The sequence below is a fragment of the Actinoplanes sichuanensis genome, from assembly GCF_033097365.1.
GTDB classification, from domain to species: Bacteria; Actinomycetota; Actinomycetes; order Mycobacteriales; family Micromonosporaceae; genus Actinoplanes; species Actinoplanes sichuanensis.
Genome location: NZ_AP028461.1, coordinates 3,942,941 through 3,958,412, shown reverse-complemented (window position 1 = coordinate 3,958,412; position 15,472 = coordinate 3,942,941). Strand labels below are relative to the sequence as shown.

At 68.5% G+C, this 15,472-nt stretch carries 19 protein-coding genes and 1 pseudogene; 11 read left to right on the top strand and 9 right to left on the bottom strand.

All coding sequences use genetic code 11. The annotated features are described in order from the left end of the window. The first annotated feature begins 44 nt into the window (after positions 1–44). Positions 45–578, top strand: coding sequence for a hypothetical protein (locus tag Q0Z83_RS18165; protein ID WP_317795136.1), 534 nt, complete (start codon positions 45–47; stop codon positions 576–578). 365 nt (positions 579–943) lie between these two features. Here Q0Z83_RS18165 and Q0Z83_RS18160 read toward each other — a convergent pair whose 3' ends face one another. After that, a complete protein-coding gene (locus tag Q0Z83_RS18160) occupies positions 944–1,525 on the bottom strand; it encodes a hypothetical protein (protein ID WP_317795135.1) in 582 nt (193 codons plus the stop codon). 176 nt (positions 1,526–1,701) lie between these two features. Here Q0Z83_RS18160 and Q0Z83_RS18155 point away from each other — a divergent pair, with 176 nt between their 5' ends. Continuing rightward, on the top strand, positions 1,702–2,139 hold the full coding sequence (locus tag Q0Z83_RS18155; protein ID WP_317795134.1) for a DUF4259 domain-containing protein: 438 nt from the start codon (positions 1,702–1,704) through the stop codon (positions 2,137–2,139). Between the two features lie 155 nt (positions 2,140–2,294). Beyond that, positions 2,295–2,645: an ATP-binding protein gene (locus Q0Z83_RS18150; protein ID WP_317795133.1), complete on the top strand. Its 351-nt coding sequence runs from the start codon at positions 2,295–2,297 to the stop codon at positions 2,643–2,645. A gap of 532 nt (positions 2,646–3,177) precedes the next feature. Here the strand turns inward: Q0Z83_RS18150 and Q0Z83_RS18145 are convergent. Next, a complete protein-coding gene (locus Q0Z83_RS18145) occupies positions 3,178–3,981 on the bottom strand; it encodes a hypothetical protein (RefSeq protein ID WP_317795132.1) in 804 nt (267 codons plus the stop codon). A gap of 74 nt (positions 3,982–4,055) precedes the next feature. On the opposite strand from Q0Z83_RS18145, the gene Q0Z83_RS18140 reads away from it, so the two are divergent. Together Q0Z83_RS18140 and Q0Z83_RS18135 are read left to right on the top strand one after the other, a co-directional pair. Continuing rightward, the gene (locus Q0Z83_RS18140; RefSeq protein WP_317795131.1) at positions 4,056–4,193 is read left to right on the top strand and encodes an NUDIX hydrolase; all 138 of its coding nucleotides are present in this window, start codon (positions 4,056–4,058) and stop codon (positions 4,191–4,193) included. A gap of 15 nt (positions 4,194–4,208) precedes the next feature. Continuing rightward, a pseudogene (locus tag Q0Z83_RS18135) lies at positions 4,209–4,592 on the top strand (NUDIX domain-containing protein); the annotation flags it as partial. Between the two features lie 434 nt (positions 4,593–5,026). Here Q0Z83_RS18135 and Q0Z83_RS18130 read toward each other — a convergent pair. The 4 genes from Q0Z83_RS18130 to Q0Z83_RS18115 form a co-directional block, all read right to left on the bottom strand. Then, positions 5,027–5,647 carry a hypothetical protein gene (locus Q0Z83_RS18130; RefSeq protein ID WP_317795130.1) on the bottom strand — a complete coding sequence of 207 codons (621 nt, stop codon included), beginning with the start codon at positions 5,645–5,647 and terminating at the stop codon, positions 5,027–5,029. Between the two features lie 380 nt (positions 5,648–6,027). Next, the gene (locus Q0Z83_RS18125) at positions 6,028–6,528 is read right to left on the bottom strand and encodes a DUF7919 family protein (protein WP_317795129.1); all 501 of its coding nucleotides are present in this window, start codon (positions 6,526–6,528) and stop codon (positions 6,028–6,030) included. Positions 6,529–6,666: 138 nt separating this feature from the next. Further along, a complete protein-coding gene (locus tag Q0Z83_RS18120; RefSeq protein ID WP_317795128.1) occupies positions 6,667–7,551 on the bottom strand; it encodes a YwqG family protein in 885 nt (294 codons plus the stop codon). A gap of 19 nt (positions 7,552–7,570) precedes the next feature. Further along, positions 7,571–7,966, bottom strand: a complete 396-nt coding sequence (locus tag Q0Z83_RS18115) for a hypothetical protein (RefSeq protein WP_317795127.1) — start codon at positions 7,964–7,966, stop codon at positions 7,571–7,573. A 126-nt stretch (positions 7,967–8,092) separates the two neighbouring features. Here Q0Z83_RS18115 and Q0Z83_RS18110 point away from each other — a divergent pair, with 126 nt between their 5' ends. Continuing rightward, positions 8,093–8,383: an ArsR/SmtB family transcription factor gene (locus Q0Z83_RS18110; protein ID WP_317795126.1), complete on the top strand. Its 291-nt coding sequence runs from the start codon at positions 8,093–8,095 to the stop codon at positions 8,381–8,383. A 19-nt stretch (positions 8,384–8,402) separates the two neighbouring features. Then, on the top strand, positions 8,403–9,404 hold the full coding sequence (locus Q0Z83_RS18105; RefSeq protein WP_317795125.1) for an LLM class flavin-dependent oxidoreductase: 1,002 nt from the start codon (positions 8,403–8,405) through the stop codon (positions 9,402–9,404). Positions 9,405–9,450: 46 nt separating this feature from the next. Here Q0Z83_RS18105 and Q0Z83_RS18100 read toward each other — a convergent pair whose 3' ends face one another. Further along, on the bottom strand, positions 9,451–10,254 hold the full coding sequence (locus Q0Z83_RS18100; protein WP_317795124.1) for a CPBP family intramembrane glutamic endopeptidase: 804 nt from the start codon (positions 10,252–10,254) through the stop codon (positions 9,451–9,453). A 55-nt stretch (positions 10,255–10,309) separates the two neighbouring features. Then, complete coding sequence (locus Q0Z83_RS18095; RefSeq protein WP_317795123.1) at positions 10,310–11,116, bottom strand: hypothetical protein; 807 nt, start codon at positions 11,114–11,116, stop codon at positions 10,310–10,312. A gap of 117 nt (positions 11,117–11,233) precedes the next feature. On the opposite strand from Q0Z83_RS18095, the gene Q0Z83_RS18090 reads away from it, so the two are divergent. Further along, positions 11,234–12,040, top strand: coding sequence for an alpha/beta hydrolase (locus tag Q0Z83_RS18090; RefSeq protein WP_317795122.1), 807 nt, complete (start codon positions 11,234–11,236; stop codon positions 12,038–12,040). A gap of 51 nt (positions 12,041–12,091) precedes the next feature. Here Q0Z83_RS18090 and Q0Z83_RS18085 read toward each other — a convergent pair whose 3' ends face one another. Then, positions 12,092–12,766, bottom strand: a complete 675-nt coding sequence (locus tag Q0Z83_RS18085; RefSeq protein WP_317795121.1) for a class I SAM-dependent methyltransferase — start codon at positions 12,764–12,766, stop codon at positions 12,092–12,094. A gap of 25 nt (positions 12,767–12,791) precedes the next feature. On the opposite strand from Q0Z83_RS18085, the gene Q0Z83_RS18080 reads away from it, so the two are divergent. The 3 genes from Q0Z83_RS18080 (at position 12,792) to Q0Z83_RS18070 (ending at position 15,467) form a co-directional block, all read left to right on the top strand. Next, positions 12,792–13,574: a thioesterase family protein gene (locus Q0Z83_RS18080; protein ID WP_317795120.1), complete on the top strand. Its 783-nt coding sequence runs from the start codon at positions 12,792–12,794 to the stop codon at positions 13,572–13,574. A 25-nt stretch (positions 13,575–13,599) separates the two neighbouring features. After that, on the top strand, positions 13,600–14,451 hold the full coding sequence (locus Q0Z83_RS18075; RefSeq protein WP_317795119.1) for a DUF1963 domain-containing protein: 852 nt from the start codon (positions 13,600–13,602) through the stop codon (positions 14,449–14,451). A 68-nt stretch (positions 14,452–14,519) separates the two neighbouring features. Beyond that, complete coding sequence (locus Q0Z83_RS18070; protein ID WP_378079193.1) at positions 14,520–15,467, top strand: RNA polymerase subunit sigma-70; 948 nt, start codon at positions 14,520–14,522, stop codon at positions 15,465–15,467. Positions 15,468–15,472 lie beyond the last annotated feature (5 nt).

Genomic DNA, 15,472 nt, shown 5'->3' with positions numbered 1-15,472 from the left:
ATTCGGCTGATCCGCGGAGGAGCCGGGCTGCGGATACTTCCCTGGTGGCCGTCGTTGATCTCATCCCTGCCCCGGCCGGCGACGCGGTGACATTCCGTCTGCGCCGGTCGCGGCTGTGGCTGCGGATGGCACTGATCTTCATTCCCGTGTTTGTGTTGTTCCGCGGGATCGCGATGGGTCTGTCGCTGGAGGAGTGGGACTTCACTGAAACGGTGAGTTGGGTGCTGCTGGCGGCGATCGCCGGAGCGACCGGGACCGTCTTCGGTGCCGGTCGTAATCTCGGCTGGGTACGGGCGTCGGCCGTTGGCTTGGAGTTCGCGGCCACCCGCCGCCGACCGGTGTTCTTGCCGTGGTCGGCGGTTCGGTCGGTCGGGTTGCGTTTCGCCGGCCCGTTGACCGAGTTGCTGGTGACTCCCACGAGCTTGAACGCCGCTGTCGTCGTCGCCGTTCCGGCGTGGGCGCCACGGGTGCGTCGACGCTCGGGCGCCCCCGCGTTCATCGTCGACGTCGGCCTGATGACGCCTGGACCGTCGGCGCTGCTCGCGGAGCTGAATCGACGGCCTGTCGCCCATCGTTGAGGCAGGCCACTCTGGCGTGGGATCTTCCGTGCTTCCCGCCAGGCGGCCGTCCTCTTCTAGCCGCCGATAGGGGCTCACAGGACGCCGACACTGACAGCCACCCCGGCCATGGCGGCGTTTGACGCACGCTACGACGAACTGACGGCACTCCTCGAGTCACACCGTGCACCACCCGACGGTGCGCGGCGCCTCCGAGCCGAATGGCGACCACTGGAATCGCCTCACCGCTACGGCATAGGCGGTCCCAGCTACAGCGTCAAATGGCGGATTCTCCATTGAGTGGCGACGGGAAGGAAGCCGAAGAGTAGCCTCACTGTCATGCCGATGAGAGCGCGCTTGATCATGCTGAATCCGGCGATGCCTGTCTATGCAGAATCGTTTGAAAAATCGTCCAGATCGTCGAGTGTCTTGTCAATCGACCGGGCCAAATCTGGGGCACGACCGGCGGTCCGGACCGATTCGAGCGCCGCGATGGCCTCTGCCGCCAAGCTGCGGTCATAGAACGCGAGGGTATCCATAAGGTCGATGCAGGAGTAGAGATCGGCTTCCGGCGAGGACTCCGCGCGAAGTACCGCGACGTAGTGCTGGAAGCCGCCCGCCACGGCTTGCCGGATCTCCTTGACGTCGACCGCGCCGATCTGTTCGTGTGCCGGCCCGGTGATCTCGGCGGCGGAGATTTGCGACAGGAGACCAAGCGCCACTCTGTGCCCTGACGGCGTCATCTCGGACAGGGCCGCGACCAGGACACTCGCGACTGGCACGCAACCCTCGCAGGGGCCGGCCACGGACAGAAGGATGCGCTCGATCCATACGCCGAGCCGGACGGCCTCCTCGTCGTCTGAAGCCGAGATGAGCCCTCTTAACGCATAGGGCACCATTTCAGCGTAGCCGAGATATGTCCGGATACGGGACCAGTCGAATCGGGCGATGTCGTCTTCGATGCTCACGCGAAGACCTTCGCACGGCGAGTTCGGAACAGGATTCCGATACCTCGATCTGACTTGCTCATCTGCCGTGATCCGCTCGACACCGCGCGTCACGGCGGCCCGAGGCACCGCCACTCCCAACACGGCCATCCCATATGCGAAGATCGTCTTCGGAGAGGCTGGAGGCCGGCGAAGCTATGAGCACCTGGGACGTCGAACCGTTCGACAACGACGACGCCGCGGACTTCGCCATCGAACTGGAAAACGCTTCGGCAGAAGCATGTATCGAACTGGTCGGCATCGTTCTGGAACGGGTCGCCAAGGCAACCGATGAAGATCCGCTGTTCTCGGACGCCCAACGAGCCGTCGCCGCCGCAGCTCTGATTGCCGCACAATGCCCAGGCGGCGCTGGCGTCCCATCGACCTACGGGCCAGGCCCGACCACGCCCATGCCGCAATTCCCGCCGTACCTCCACGATCTCGCAGTCGAGACCTTGGACCGTGTGATTAAGGCGCCATCATGGCTACCCGAGTACTGGGAGGAGGTCTCCCGGGCGCCGGCATGGCGGCGGTGCATCTCCGACTTACGCAGAATCCTTGACCCGCCGCAAGAGGACTCGCTCTTCGACCGCTGAGCGACGTCCTCACCTGCCGCCGATCGTGCTCGGTATCCGCTCGGCGGTTCCGCTCTATGGGGATCAGCGCTATCCGCCGCGTGCTCGCGCCGCCGGTCGTGTACTTGGTCAGGCGGCGCGGACAGCGCTGGTGGCCGTCTGACAGCATGGCGTGAGTGGCGACGAGCATGCCGATGTTCTGGGTCGGTGGCACCCCGGGATCCGGAAAGTCGACGACGGTCCGCCGGCTCTCTCGCGAGCTCGATCTCGCGTTGCATCCGGTGGACGCCTACACCTATGACCATCTGGAACGCCTCGGTGCCATCGGGCCCTCGCTCGATGAGGCGCTCGCCCTGGGTGCGACGATGGCGGCCGACGACTTCGAACGCGTCGCGGCTCTGAGGCTGCCGGCCGTGATGGACGACATCCGTGCCGCTCAGGTCGCGGGGGTGCCGACGCTCGTCGAGGGACCGCACTCCACCCCCGAGCGGCGGCGAAGTGGTCGCCCATCGACGCGGTCTGGCTGATCACTACCGCGGAGCGCACGCGCGTGGCGCGACGCGAACGGCTCGTGGCGGGTGACGGTGCAGCCCGCCGTCGGGTGGAAGCCCTGGTTGAACGGGACCAGGTGATCGGTGCGCGGCTTCGTACAGCCGCCTCGGATGCGGGTCGTGCTGTCATCGAGGTCCCGACCGACGTCGATTGGAGTGATGTCGTGGCTGCGGTGCGCGGAGCCGTTATCACTGCCACGGCGCCATTCGCCCGGCTTCGGCCAGGTCGAGAACTATCGCTACGGCGACGTCATGAGAACGACGTCGTCCATCGGCAGATCGTGGCGCACGAGCGGCATATCGGCGTAGCCGTCCCGCCCTTTCCTTACGCGTGTATCTGTGGGCGCAGCGGGTGCACAGACACGATTCCGGCCACGTCCGCCGAGTACCGAGCCGACAGATGAGACTCTCCTCGCTTCACCATCAGTCCGTGCGAACTTCCGAAGCCGCTGACGCGCTCACATGCCGCCGTCCGCGCACGTCGACGGTCTCCTCGGGGGCTGGCGTATTACGTAGAGAAGTCATTCCTGGCAACGATCGGGGCGATTGGCTGATGTGGGCTGTTCTCGGCTTCGAGCCAGTCGGCGATGTTGAAGGTGCTGCCGCACAGCCCGCAGCTGGCCTGGCCGAATAGGTAGGTCAGCCCATCGGCAAGGAGCATGTCGCCGCCGTTGGCAGCGGTGTCGTGCATCCATCGGCTTATCCCGGTCAACTCTTCCGGCCTGGCCGGCTTCAGCGGGATCCGGTGAGTGTCGCCGTCGTTGTAGTGGCGGAAGGCCGAGTAGCGGCCGTGCTCGCCGATGACGATCGCCAGGCGGGTGGGGCAGTGGGGGCAGCCCACGTGGTAGTGCTCGTCGGTGAAGTCCAGGCTGATCGAAGCCCAGAGCGTATAACCGGCAAAGGCCAGGGCGTCCTGCAGAAGTGTGGTCAGCGCACGGTGGCCGCTGGCGGTCAGCCGAGCTTCAGCGAGGCGGTGCAAATCCGCTACAGCTTCCGAGTTCGCCCGCACCAGATCGTCGTACATGTGATTGCGATGCAGCGTCCGGACGATCATTGCGGCAAGGTCGAGAGCCTGATGCCGGTCTCTCTCACCGCTGGACTGAGCGATGCGAGCAAGAGCGGGCAGAGCTGCGAAACCCTCCCGGAACCAACACTCCACCTCGACAATGAGCAAGCCTTCGAGCGCTTCCCAGAGATCGCCGGACGGCTGGTGTTCGAGCCGGTTCAGCAATCGACCGACGGCAACGCTGTCTTCGTCGGGCATCCGCGGTTCCGGCTGCCAATCCTCGCGCACAGAGTGATCAAACACCATGAACCCGTCGCGTACTCTCCTGCCCGCCGTCCGTGCGCGCCGAGCGGTGGACGGCGGTCATTACTGTCGCCCGCATGCCGATCTCGCCCTACATCGCTGGCCTTCGTGCTCGTATCGGCCACGATCTGTTGATGCTGCCCGGAGTCAGCGCCGTTGTCCGCAACGACCGCGGGCAGATCCTGCTCGGCCGGCGCAGCGACGACGGATCGTGAGGGCTCCCAGCTGGTGCGATTGACCCCGGCGAGCAGCCGGCCGATGCGGTGGTACGCGAAATCTTCGAGGAGACGGGCGTGATGGCCGAGATCGATCGGATCGGTGGAGTCGCCCTGAACCAGGCCATCTACCCGAATGGAGACGTCTGTGAGTACCTCAACGTGTGGTTTCGCTGTCGCGCGATCGGCGGGGAGCCACGGGTAAACGACGACGAATCGACCGAGGTCGGTTGGTTCGAACCCGATGCCTTGCCGGAACTCGACGCCCTGTCGAGGCTGCGGATCGAGACGACGCTGACCGCCGATGCTCCGGCATGGTTCGCCAAGCCCGGCGAACGGATTCCAGCCCTCAACCACCCGCAACGCGGCGGCACACCGCCGGCTGGCGCCGATCGCTGAACGCACTGATCTGCTTGATATGCAGGTAATCCTTGGTGATCCACGGCATGTTTGTGCTGGTGGATCGGGTATTGAGGGGTTCCTGGATGTCGTTGTGGAGTGGTTTGCGGTTGGTGCGGTCCCGGGACGCGGCTGGTGGTCTGGTCGTGAGGTTCGGGGTGGCGGTGCTGGATGCGTATCTGGAGTCTCTGGCGGTGCGGTCGCGGCCGAACACGGTGGTCGCGGTCGCGCATGACCTGAAGGTGTTCTTCACCGTGGTCGGCAGGGCTCCGGACCGGGTCGTCGCGGCGGACGTGCTCGCGTTCGGAACCGCGCAGTACGCCGTTACCCCGCCCGGTAGGTCTCTCGGCGGGTCGGCATCCTTTCGTGCGATGCGAGTGCGCGGGCCGTGCCGGAGGCCGGGTGGCCGTTCAGGGTTGCGGCCTCCGGTGGACTTACTGCGCCCGCAAGTCGTCGAGCACCTCAGTCAAAGCGGCGATCAGTTCGGCGGAGTGTGCCGCCAAGTCCTGTTCCGTGGTGATGGCGCCCTCGGTGGGCAGAAGAATGCTGGCCACCGCGTTGCCGGAGTAGACGTTCGCTCGAATCACGGCGCGGCCGGCGCCCTTCAAATGCTTCGCGAGGATGGCGATGCCACCGTCGCCGATTCCCGTCAGGGGCACGTGCAGGTGTCCGGCTTCCTGTGACACCGCCGCGTCGCGCTGCAGGTCTTGCCGTCTGTCGGCATGCGGGTCGGCACGGTTGATGTCGACCTTCACCGAGAGGACCCGGCCGGTGTAGGTCCACAAGCGGGAGAACCGGTTCTCGTCGTCCCACCCGTTCGGGACCGCTCCGGGGCCGGTGGTCTCCAATACCGCACCCGAGATCGTCGGCCCCTCGTCGACGACCGAGTACCAAGGCGGACCGGCGGGGGAGCTGCCGGCGGATACGGGCGCGGCAGGGGCAGCCCCGTCTTCCGGCCGGCCTGCCGCGTTCGTTCCACATCCACCAACGGCAACCATGACTGCAACCACGACCCATCGCCAGCGCATTCGAATCCCCCATTTGCCCTGGTGCATCCTGCCACGGTGTGCTCGGCGCCGTCGTACCGCATCGCGTGCAGGATCCACCGGCCGGCAGACCGCTTCTGACGGGGGGCGAGCGTGCCGCCGGTCGAGTGCCACCGAACATCACGACACCACGAAGACGCCCCGAGGACGTCGACACAAAGGGCTGCCGGGTACCTACCGGGGACCGGTGACGGCGCGCGAAAGACACCACGGCCGCGGTGATCCTGGATGCGGAGGACGGACGTGCAGCCGGCAGCGTCCTGGACCCGTTCCAGCACGTCACACGGAATATCGATCGGGGAGGGGATCTCCGGCTCGGTAGCCGGTAGCTCATCCGAACGAGTTCCTCAGAGCGACGAACTCACTGTGATCCGGCTCCGGAACCGGCCTCAATCGACCAGGATTCGGTCGGCGTCCTCCGGGATCCACGGGCTCGGTTCTCTTGTCCAGCTGCTGTCGTAGCCCTTCACCGCTTCGATGAAATCGGCTGGTGGACGGTACTCGTGGGCGGTGATGTAGTGCCAGATGAGACTGGGGGCAGCGAACATCGTTCCGGCCCGCGCCGGGATCCTGATCTCGGTGTGGCCGAGCGACAGTTCTCCGCTCGGGTGGTCCACTTCGATCATGGATCGCGTCGCGGCCTTCGATCTCGGGCAGAACGCGCACACATGGAAGCCGCGCATGGAGTTGATCTGCGGCCCGGCGACGATGTCGAGCAGCGCGTCAGGGAGCCACGGCGGCGTCGGTCCCTGGGGGAAGTCGTGGGGTGCGTCGAGCCAGCCGACGTTGAGGCGCTCGTATCGGGGCCGGTAGGTGACCCATCCCTCGTAGGTCCAGATGATGTCGGTGTCGTTGTAGGTGTACGGACTGAGATCCACGAAGTGCGTCACGGACATGTCATACCAGGCGACGCACTCCCGACTCGGCGGCCGTTCCGCGGCGAGAGAAGGACCGCGATCCGCGCGCCGATTTGCGCCACGAACGCCGGTCCGAGCACTCCCGAGCCCGTATCTGATCCGCGCGATCGATCAATGGCACTGGAAGAGGAAGGCCGCGGCGTCGAAGCGGCCTGCGGCAAGGTCGTCGCGCCGGATCACCCAGTACAGACTGCCGCTGTCGCCCCACATCATCTCCGCGTCGTCGTCGGAGTCGATCTGCATCAGTGACGTCCACTGACGGGCCTCGTCCCACAACGCCGGATCGGAGGAGGAGACACCGCTGCCCAGGCGTTGCATCGCGGCGGCGAACTCGACTGATCTCTGGACAGGGTGGGCGTATCCGCCGAGGTAGTGGTGCGGCGTCTCGGTCCGCATGCTGAGCTCGTCGCGGAAGTCGTCGCTGTTGGACGGCTCGGCCATGAACCGTCGGTCCGCCTCGGACAGGTCCGCAACGGCCTGCTCCAGGGCGGGATGATCCCAGTCCGGCCCCGTCGCGGTCACCTCCATGGCGAGCGGGATCTCGGGGTAGACGGCCGCGCCGGGTTCGGTTCGCGTCGTCGTCTGCGTTCCCGCCGGCCCGAACACGAGGTGACCTGTCGGCGGCTGACGGACAGGTACCGGATCGCTGATCCAGAACCTCTTGTCCGGATCCTCCGACGGGTCGCGGTAGAACATCAGCAGCCTGCCGTCGGCCGGCAACGGGATGTCCAGGCTGCCGGTCGGGACTCGAGCCAGGTCGACACCCGCGACGAAACCTAGGGGACGCCCCGCTGTCGACCGCGGCCATTCCAGATCCTCCGGCAACGCCGGCGCCCCACCCAGCTGCCCGACGACCACGTCGCCGACCTCGGCTCGACGAAACCGGACGGCGGGACGCAACAGCCCGATCCACGTATCCGCCACCGCCGGCGGCAGCGTCGTCCGCGCCACCTCGATCAGGTCGGCCGCATTCGCCGTCGACTCCAGGATCCCCACCGGGGCATCCTGTCATGTGTCAACCGGCCTGCCGGCGAGGTTCCGGTACGGGGTCGGCGGTCAAGGTCTCTGCCGGGTAGCCGAACCCGATCAGGATCTCGGTCGCCTCGGCCGTCGAGACGACGTCGCCGTAGTCACCACCGCGGTAATGGTTGCGGTAGGCGCCCTCCGACTCACGCCACACACCGTCGCTCCGGTCGAACGCCGTCCCGGCCGGGTGGATACCGTGCTGACCGGCGTCCCGGTCGAAGCGACGCAGGATCTTCGGCTCGGCGTCCTCGTGCCGTAGGCATCCGCCGGACCCGTCGGTGAAGGTGATCCACCGCATCTTGTCCGTCTCCGTCGGGTCACCGCCGAGGTAGGTGGCCCAGAAGACGAAGCGTCTGTCGATTCGATCCAGGTCAAGGTCGCCCATGGGGCCAGGTTACCGACCGCCGCAGTGAGCGGCGGGGCAGTGAGCCGTGTCTCGGGCGGTGGCCGGATCCACGGTGCGTGACGTAATTTCGTTAATCAGCGAAATGCCGAAGGAGGGTGCACCGGGATGCTCGAGGAATGCAAGGCGCTGTCCAACGAGACACGCCTGGCCATCCTGGCGTGGCTGAAGGACCCGGCCGCGCACTTTCCCGGCGCCGACGACGCGGCGGAGATCGGCGTCTGCGTCGGCCTGATCCAGCGTCGGGCCGGCTGCTCCGTCTCCACCGTCTCGGCCCACCTGGCGATCCTGCAGCGGGCCGGATTCCTGCAGGCCACCCGACGCGGCCAGTGGATCTACTACCGCCGCGACGAGCAGCGCATCCGCGCCTTCACCGAACGCCTGCACCACACCCTGTGACATCGGAAGGCGACCCGTCATGCCCACCGCACTCTCCCTGCTCGACCTGGCGCCGATCTCCGCCGGGCAGACCGCACGTGACAGCTTCGCCGCCAGCGTGGCCCTCGCCCAGACCGCCGAACGCGCCGGATACCAGCGGGTCTGGTACGCCGAGCACCACAACATGGCGGTCATCGCGTCCTCGGCCACCAGCGTCGTCATCGGGCACGTCGCCGAGCACACCTCGACGATCCGGCTCGGCGCCGGCGGCGTGATGCTGCCCAATCACTCGCCGCTGGTGATCGCCGAACAGTTCGGCACCCTGGAGACCCTGCACCCGGGGCGCATCGACCTCGGGCTCGGCCGGGCCCCCGGCAGCGACCAGGTCACCATGCGGGCGCTGCGCCGCGACCACCTGTCCGCCGACACCTTCCCGCAGGACGTCGTCGAGCTGCAGGGCTACCTGGCCGGCGAATCGGTGATCCCGGGAGTGGAAGCCGTACCCCGGGCCGAGCAGCCGGTGCCGCTCTACATCCTCGGGTCGTCACTGTTCGGGGCGCAGCTCGCCGCCCGGCTCGGCCTGCCGTATGCGTTCGCGTCGCACTTCGCCCCGGACGCCCTGCACCAGGCGGTCCGCGTCTACCGCGAGACGTTCACCCCGTCCGCCCAGCTCGCCGAGCCGTACGTGATCGTCGGGGTCAACGTCGTCGCCGCCGACGACCATGACCAGGCGGTGGCGCAGATGACCGCCGCCTATCGGGCCCGGACCAGGGCGTTCATCACCCGTGGCACCCGTGGCCGCAACTTCACCGACGCCGAGATCGACGCGTTCCTGGCCTCACCCGGCGGCGAGCACCTGCGGTCGATGACCCGCTACACGGCCGTCGGCACCCCCGACGAGGTCCGCGACTACCTGCAGGAGTTCGCCGCGACCGCGCAGGCCGACGAGCTGATCACCGCCCACCACGCCCAGTCGGTCCCGGACCGGCTGCGTTCGGTCGAGCTGACCGGAGCCGCGATGGCCGCCCCGGCCGTGGCCTGAGAAAGACCGCGAGCCGTCGCTCGGGTGAGCGACGGCTCGTGCGGCCTCAGATCAGGTTGAGCATCAGGGCGAGGGTGCCGACCGAGGCCATCAGCAGTGTGGTGCCGGCGTGCATGCCGATCGACAGGCGGATGTCCTGCCGGCGCCAGACCAGCCACACGCCGGGGAGCAGGAAGATCACCTTCGACAGGACCGTCCACGGGGCCCAGAAGTGGTACACCGAGAACAGCACCGTGTTGAGTACCGGCGCCCCGGCCCGCAGGTGGGCGATGCGGGGCAGCAGGAAACCACGGAAGTACAGCTCCTCGATCAGCGGCAGCGCGAAACCGGTCAGCGGCAGGCAGATCACCATCGTGGTCACCAGCAGCGAGTGGGCGTACCCGTCGAGGTAGGTGGTGGCGCTGCCGCCGGCACCCTCGAACGGCACCCAGGTGAAGAGCTTGTCGTAGACCAGGTTGTCCAGTGGGGTCAGCGCGAGCGACACCACGGTCATCCACACGATCAGACCGGCGATCATGGCGGCGACCCGACCCCGCGGAATCGGTCTGTCCACGTAGTGCAGCACACCCCGCAGCGACCATCGGCCGTTACGTCGCCGGCCCAGCCACAGCAGGCCGAACAGCACCGGCACCAGAACGACGACCAGGGCGACCGCCCAGGCCATGAAGATCGGATAGCCGATCGCCTCGACGAACGGTTCGGCCAGCAGGAAGTAGGCCGCGACGATCAGCATCCCGGGCACGAGATGCAACCCGATCGACAGCGGCAGTGAGTGACGGTCGGCGAGCAGCTTCGCGGCGAGGCGGCCCGGGCGGGTGACGGCGACGGTGGCGGTGGCGGTGTCGTTCATGTGGCCCAGCATCGGCGTGTCCGCAGACACCGCTCTGACACGGCTCTGACACCGCTCAGTCCTTCGTCTCGATCTCCGCCCGCATGTCGGGGAAGTCGCCCTTGACGTCGACCGCGGTCTCGTCGAAGAACAGGAACATGCCGACACTGCCCTCGTCGGCCCAGCCGCACAGCGCCATGTCGGTCTTGTCGGCGCGGGTGGTGCCGCACTGCGCGACCCCGCCGAGCGCGCCGGTGCTGGCCGAGGTGACGCCGGTGAGCTGGTTCTCCCCGCTGAACGACTGGAACACCACGTCCAGCATCCGCTGCGGGTCGTCGATGTCGACCTCGGCGGCGAACGCGGCGATCAGCTTCTTCTCGGCCACCGAACCGTAGACGGCGCCGAACGCGTTCGCCGCGCCCGGATAGCCCTCCAGCTCCTTCTCCAAATCCTCGGTGAGCGAGTCGAACTCGTCGGCGTCCAGCTTGTCGTGGCCGTTCAGGGTGTCCGGCTCCTCGATGCTGATGCTGTCCTTCGGCGACGTCGAGGGGGAGAGGCTCGGACTGGGACTCGCGGTGCCACCCTGCTTGGTCGTGGTCGTCGACAGGCTCTTGCCGACCAGGTAGATGGCGGTGCCGCCGCCCATCAGCAGGACCAGGCCGATCGCCACCGACAGCAGCACGATCACCGTCGTCCGGGACGTGCCCGGCGGGGGCGGCGGTGGGGGCGGGGCCGCCGGATACGCCGGCGCGACATAGGTGGGCTGCCCGTAGTCGGGCTGGCGGTAGTCGGGCTGGTGGTAGAGCGGTGCGGTGTGCTGCGGCGTGTCATATGGATCGACGGGCGGCGGGAGCGGCTCACCGGGGGACGGCGGGTAGGTCATCAACGCGCTCCAGACTCTCCGGCTGTCGGTGCATACTATCGATGACCGGCCACGATGGCCCTCATCGGACGGGCCGACGTGCGTCACAGCCGGGCCGGAAGGAGGGGGATGCCCCGGATGGTCACGCGCGGTGCTCTGGCCGTACTCCTCGTGTTGGTGTTGATCTTTCTGTCGGTCTGGGCCGGGCAGCGGAAGCTGATCTACTTCCCGGACCGTGCGGCGCCGCCGGCCCCGGCCAGCGGCCGCGAGATCACCTTGCGCACCGCGGACGGGCTGCGGCTCGTCGCCTGGCTTCTCCCACCCCGCAGCGGTACGCCCGACAAGCGCCTGTCCGTGCTGGTCCTCCATGGAAACGCCGGAAGTCGCGCCGGACGCGAGTCGCTGGCGGCCGCGCTGACCGCGCAGGGACTGACCGTGCTGCTACTGGACTATCGGGGCTATGGCGGCAATCCGGGCAGCCCGTCGGAGGCCGGGCTGGCGCAGGACGCCGACGCCGCGCACGCCTACCTGGCCGGGCTCGGCCAGCCGATCCTGTACTTCGGCGAGAGTCTCGGCGCGGCCGTCGCCACCGCGCTGGCGACCCGGCATCCACCCGCGGCGTTGCTGCTGCGTTCGCCGTTCACCGACCTGCCCGCCGCCGCAGCCGCACACTATCCGTTCCTGCCGGTCGGTCTGCTGCTGCGCGACCGGTACCCGGTGCAGTCGCTGATCTCGCGGGTGACGGTCCCGACGGCGGTCGTCTACGGCACCGCCGACCAGGTCGTCCCGGCCGAGCAGAGCCGCGCCGTGGCCGACGCCGCCGCCGACCTGGTCCGGCTCGAGGTGGTCGACGGCGCCGACCACAACGACCGCGTCCTGGCCGAGGGGTCACCGGTGATCGCCACCGTGACCGCCCTCGTCGACGAGATCGACCGGCGAGCGTGAAGATCGGTCGGTAGCCGACGTCCAGGCGGGCCGGCACCGCCGGGCGGGCCCCTACGACTGATCGCACCCCTTGTCGCGGCCCAGTGAGGCGCAGAAGAACCGCCAACCGACAGTCGTGATCTCCACGGTCCACCCGAGGGAACCGAGCCGCGCGACCAGTTCCGAGGGGGAGTAGAGGACCTTGACCGCGCGGAAGGTCGCACCCCCACCGACCTCGCGGTGCACCGCCGGGGCAGGCTGATCCGGGGCGGCGTGTTCCACCGTGGCGACCGCCGGCAGTTCGTCGATCACGAACACCCGGCCGCCCGGCTCCAGACAGTCGGCGACGAGATCCCAGAACGCGTCGAAGCGTTGCGGCGGCACGTGCGACAGCCAGGCCGAGAAGAAGACGAGGTCGTACCGCTCCGGCGGGCGCCACCGGAACAGGTCTGCTTCGATGAGGTCCACGTCGGCCGCACCCATCCGTTGCCGGCAGATCGCCAGCACCTCGGGCGCCGCGTCGACGGCGGTCAGCGTGGTGGCGTGGCGGGCGAGTTCCACCGTCCACTGTCCGGTGCCGCACGCCAGTTCCAGCACCCGCCCGTACGGGGCGTGCGCCTCCAGTTCACCGAGCAGCCGCGCCCGGGCGCCCGCGTCGACCGGATATGTCCGGTCGTATTCGTCGGCGCGGGCCCGGTAATAGGCGATCTGCTCGGCCAGCAGACCCTCGAGTCGGTCGTCGGTCATGCCTACCCCCTGCGAGAATCGGATCGTGGACGGTGCCTTCTATGTTCGGGTCGGCGACGACGAATTCGCGTCGACCGAAGCGACCACCAGCCCGTGGGATCCGCGGATGCAGCACGGCGGGCCACCGGCCGGACTGCTCGCCCGCGCCGTCGAGATGACCCGCCCGGACGCCGACATGCCGATCGCGCGGCTCACCGTCGACATGCTCGGCCCCATCCCGCAGGGCCGGATCCGGACCGAGGCCCGCATTCTGCGGCCCGGCCGCCGCGTCGAGATGATCGAGGCCAAGCTGTTCGCCGACGACCGCCTCGCCGTCACCGCGACCGCCTGGCGGATCCAAAACCAGAAGAACATCTCCGAGGGGTACGCCCAGAGCACCCCGCCACCACCACTGCCCGGCCCGCAGCCCCAGGAGTTCTTCACCGGCATCAGCCCCGACTGGGGATACGGCAACGCCATCGAGTGGCGTTTCGTGGACGGTTCCTTCACCGAACCCGGGCCGGTCAGCCTCTGGGCCCGGGTCCGGCTGCCGCTGGTCGCGGGCGAGACCCCGTCGACGATCCAGCACCTGGCCGTCCTCGCCGACTCCACCAACGGCGTCTCCGGCTTGGTCCCACTCGACGACTGGCTGTTCATCCCGCCCACCATGACGATGACCGTGGCTCGCCCACCGGAGGGCCCGTGGCTGCACCTGGCCGCCCACACCACGATCGCCCCGCACGGCACCGGCGTCGCGCAGGGCACGATCCGCGACCCACAGGGCCTCGTCGCGGTCGTCGACCAGCCGCTGCTGGTGCGCCCACGCTGACCGCGACCTGGCATCATCTTCGGCCATGGATGATCAGGGGCGGTTTCGCCGGGCGGCGCTCACGGCCGGTCTCCCGGCCGACGAGGTCGGCCGATTCATCGACCATCTTCGCCTGACGGTCCGACTGGCCGGCGGCACCGGCGACGTCGTGGCCGGCCGGGCCGGCGGGCGGCCGCACCTGCCGGCGGGTCGGGGGTGGCCGTCCGAGCAGGGCGGTGCACTGCCGTTCGTCTTCTCCGTCGACTGCGCGGCACTTCCGGCGGTCGACGGTTCCAGCCTGCCGGCGGACGGTTCGCTGCTGTTCTTCCTCGACCATGAGCAGGACCACCTGACCGGCCGGCACGGACGCGTCCTGCACATACCGGCCGGCACCGAGACCACGGCCGCCGAACCGCCGGACCGGGACCTGGTCGCCGAGGAGTACGCCCTGCACGCGACCCTGATCGCGGAGCTACCCGACTGGCTCGACCCGGCCGACGAGGACGACGACGAGGACTACCTGTCACCGATCCAGAAGCAGCTCGCCGAGGACCTGCCGCACCTCGACGAACTCCGCGCTCTGGCCGAGGAGATCTGGCCCCGCGACAACGGGCTGGCCACCGCCTACCTCGGCGGCCACGTCACCGACGAGGTGATCACCAGCATCGCCGAGCAGACCCTCGCCGGGCGGGAGAAGGCCGGCGAGATCGTCGTTCCGGTCGCGAACTGGTACTCCCACGTAGAACGGGAGAAACACCGCCTGGCGGGGGAGTGGCTGCAGTTGGCCGCCTTCTCGACATCCGACGATCTCTATTACGGCAGTTTCGTGATCCGCGCCGACGATCTGGTCGCCGGCCACCTCGACCGGGCATTGTCCGTCACCGACTTCAGTGAATGACCCGGTGATGAGTTCTCGTCGCTCCGCCCGTCTTACCTACGACCGGATACCACAGGCGGAGGGACGAGATGATGAACGACGTGGACGAGGTGGCGTTCTCGGGGCTGACCGAACAGCACCGGCGCGAGTTGCACGTGCACTGCTACCGGATGCTGGGGTCGTTCGAGGACGCCGAGGACACCGTGCAGGAGACGTTCCTGCGGGCGTGGCGTAAGCGGGACACCTTCCAGGGGCGGTCCACGTTCCGGGCCTGGCTGTACCGGATCGCCACCAACGCCTGCCTCGACCTGCTGGCCAAGTGCCGCCCCGAACCGGCGGCCGGCGGCGAGGTGCAGTGGCTGCAGCCGTACCCGGACCGGCTGCTCGACGAGGTCGACGGCCCGGAGTCGGTGGCCGTCGCGCGGGAGACGATCGAGTTGGCGTACGTGGTGGCGGTGCAGCATCTGGCGCCGCGTCCGCGGGCCGTGCTGATCCTGCGCGACGTGCTGGGCTGGCCCGCCAAGGAGGTCGCCGACCTGCTCGGTGACTCGGTGAACTCGGTCAACAGCGCCCTGCAGCGGGCTCGCGCCGGGATGCGTGAGCACCTGCCGGCCGAGCGCCAGGACTGGACCGGTGACCCGGACAGTGACGCCGAGACCCGCGCGGTCGTGCGCCGGTTCACCGAGGCCAGCGTGGCCGCCGACATCCCGGCGCTGACCGCGATGCTGCGCGCCGACGCTCGTGCCTCGATGCCGCCGACGCCGGGCCTGCGCCTCGGGCGGGACGCGGTGGTCGGCGACTGGATCGCCGACGGTTTCGACACGATGACCGGCCTGCGTGCGCTGCCGACCGCGGTCAACCGTCAGCCCGCCCTGGCCTTCTACCACTGGAACAAGGCCGAGGGTGTGTTCCTGCCGCTGACTCTGGACGTCCTGCGGATCACCGGGGGCGTGGTCACCGAGGTGACGACCTTCCACGCCGACCGGTTCGCGGGACTGGGGCTGCCGGAGAGCCTGCCGGCCGACGGTTCGCAGTAGTCCGC

Bases quoted from the DNA above. Each gene is read 5' to 3' on its own strand.
- Q0Z83_RS18090 (WP_317795122.1), top strand. From the start codon at position 11,234: ATGGTCACGCGCGGTGCTCTGGCCGTACTCCTCGTGTTGGTGTTGATC.
- Q0Z83_RS18145 (WP_317795132.1), bottom strand. From the start codon at position 3,981: ATGGTGTTTGATCACTCTGTGCGCGAGGATTGGCAGCCGGAACCGCGG.
- Q0Z83_RS18140 (WP_317795131.1), top strand. From the start codon at position 4,056: ATGCCGATCTCGCCCTACATCGCTGGCCTTCGTGCTCGTATCGGCCAC.
- Q0Z83_RS18070 (WP_378079193.1), top strand. From the start codon at position 14,520: ATGATGAACGACGTGGACGAGGTGGCGTTCTCGGGGCTGACCGAACAG.
- Q0Z83_RS18155 (WP_317795134.1), top strand. From the start codon at position 1,702: ATGAGCACCTGGGACGTCGAACCGTTCGACAACGACGACGCCGCGGAC.
- Q0Z83_RS18075 (WP_317795119.1), top strand. From the start codon at position 13,600: ATGGATGATCAGGGGCGGTTTCGCCGGGCGGCGCTCACGGCCGGTCTC.
- Q0Z83_RS18115 (WP_317795127.1), bottom strand. From the start codon at position 7,966: ATGGGCGACCTTGACCTGGATCGAATCGACAGACGCTTCGTCTTCTGG.
- Q0Z83_RS18105 (WP_317795125.1), top strand. From the start codon at position 8,403: ATGCCCACCGCACTCTCCCTGCTCGACCTGGCGCCGATCTCCGCCGGG.
- Q0Z83_RS18110 (WP_317795126.1), top strand. From the start codon at position 8,093: ATGCTCGAGGAATGCAAGGCGCTGTCCAACGAGACACGCCTGGCCATC.
- Q0Z83_RS18085 (WP_317795121.1), bottom strand. From the start codon at position 12,766: ATGACCGACGACCGACTCGAGGGTCTGCTGGCCGAGCAGATCGCCTAT.
- Q0Z83_RS18100 (WP_317795124.1), bottom strand. From the start codon at position 10,254: ATGAACGACACCGCCACCGCCACCGTCGCCGTCACCCGCCCGGGCCGC.
- Q0Z83_RS18095 (WP_317795123.1), bottom strand. From the start codon at position 11,116: ATGACCTACCCGCCGTCCCCCGGTGAGCCGCTCCCGCCGCCCGTCGAT.
- Q0Z83_RS18130 (WP_317795130.1), bottom strand. From the start codon at position 5,647: ATGCACCAGGGCAAATGGGGGATTCGAATGCGCTGGCGATGGGTCGTG.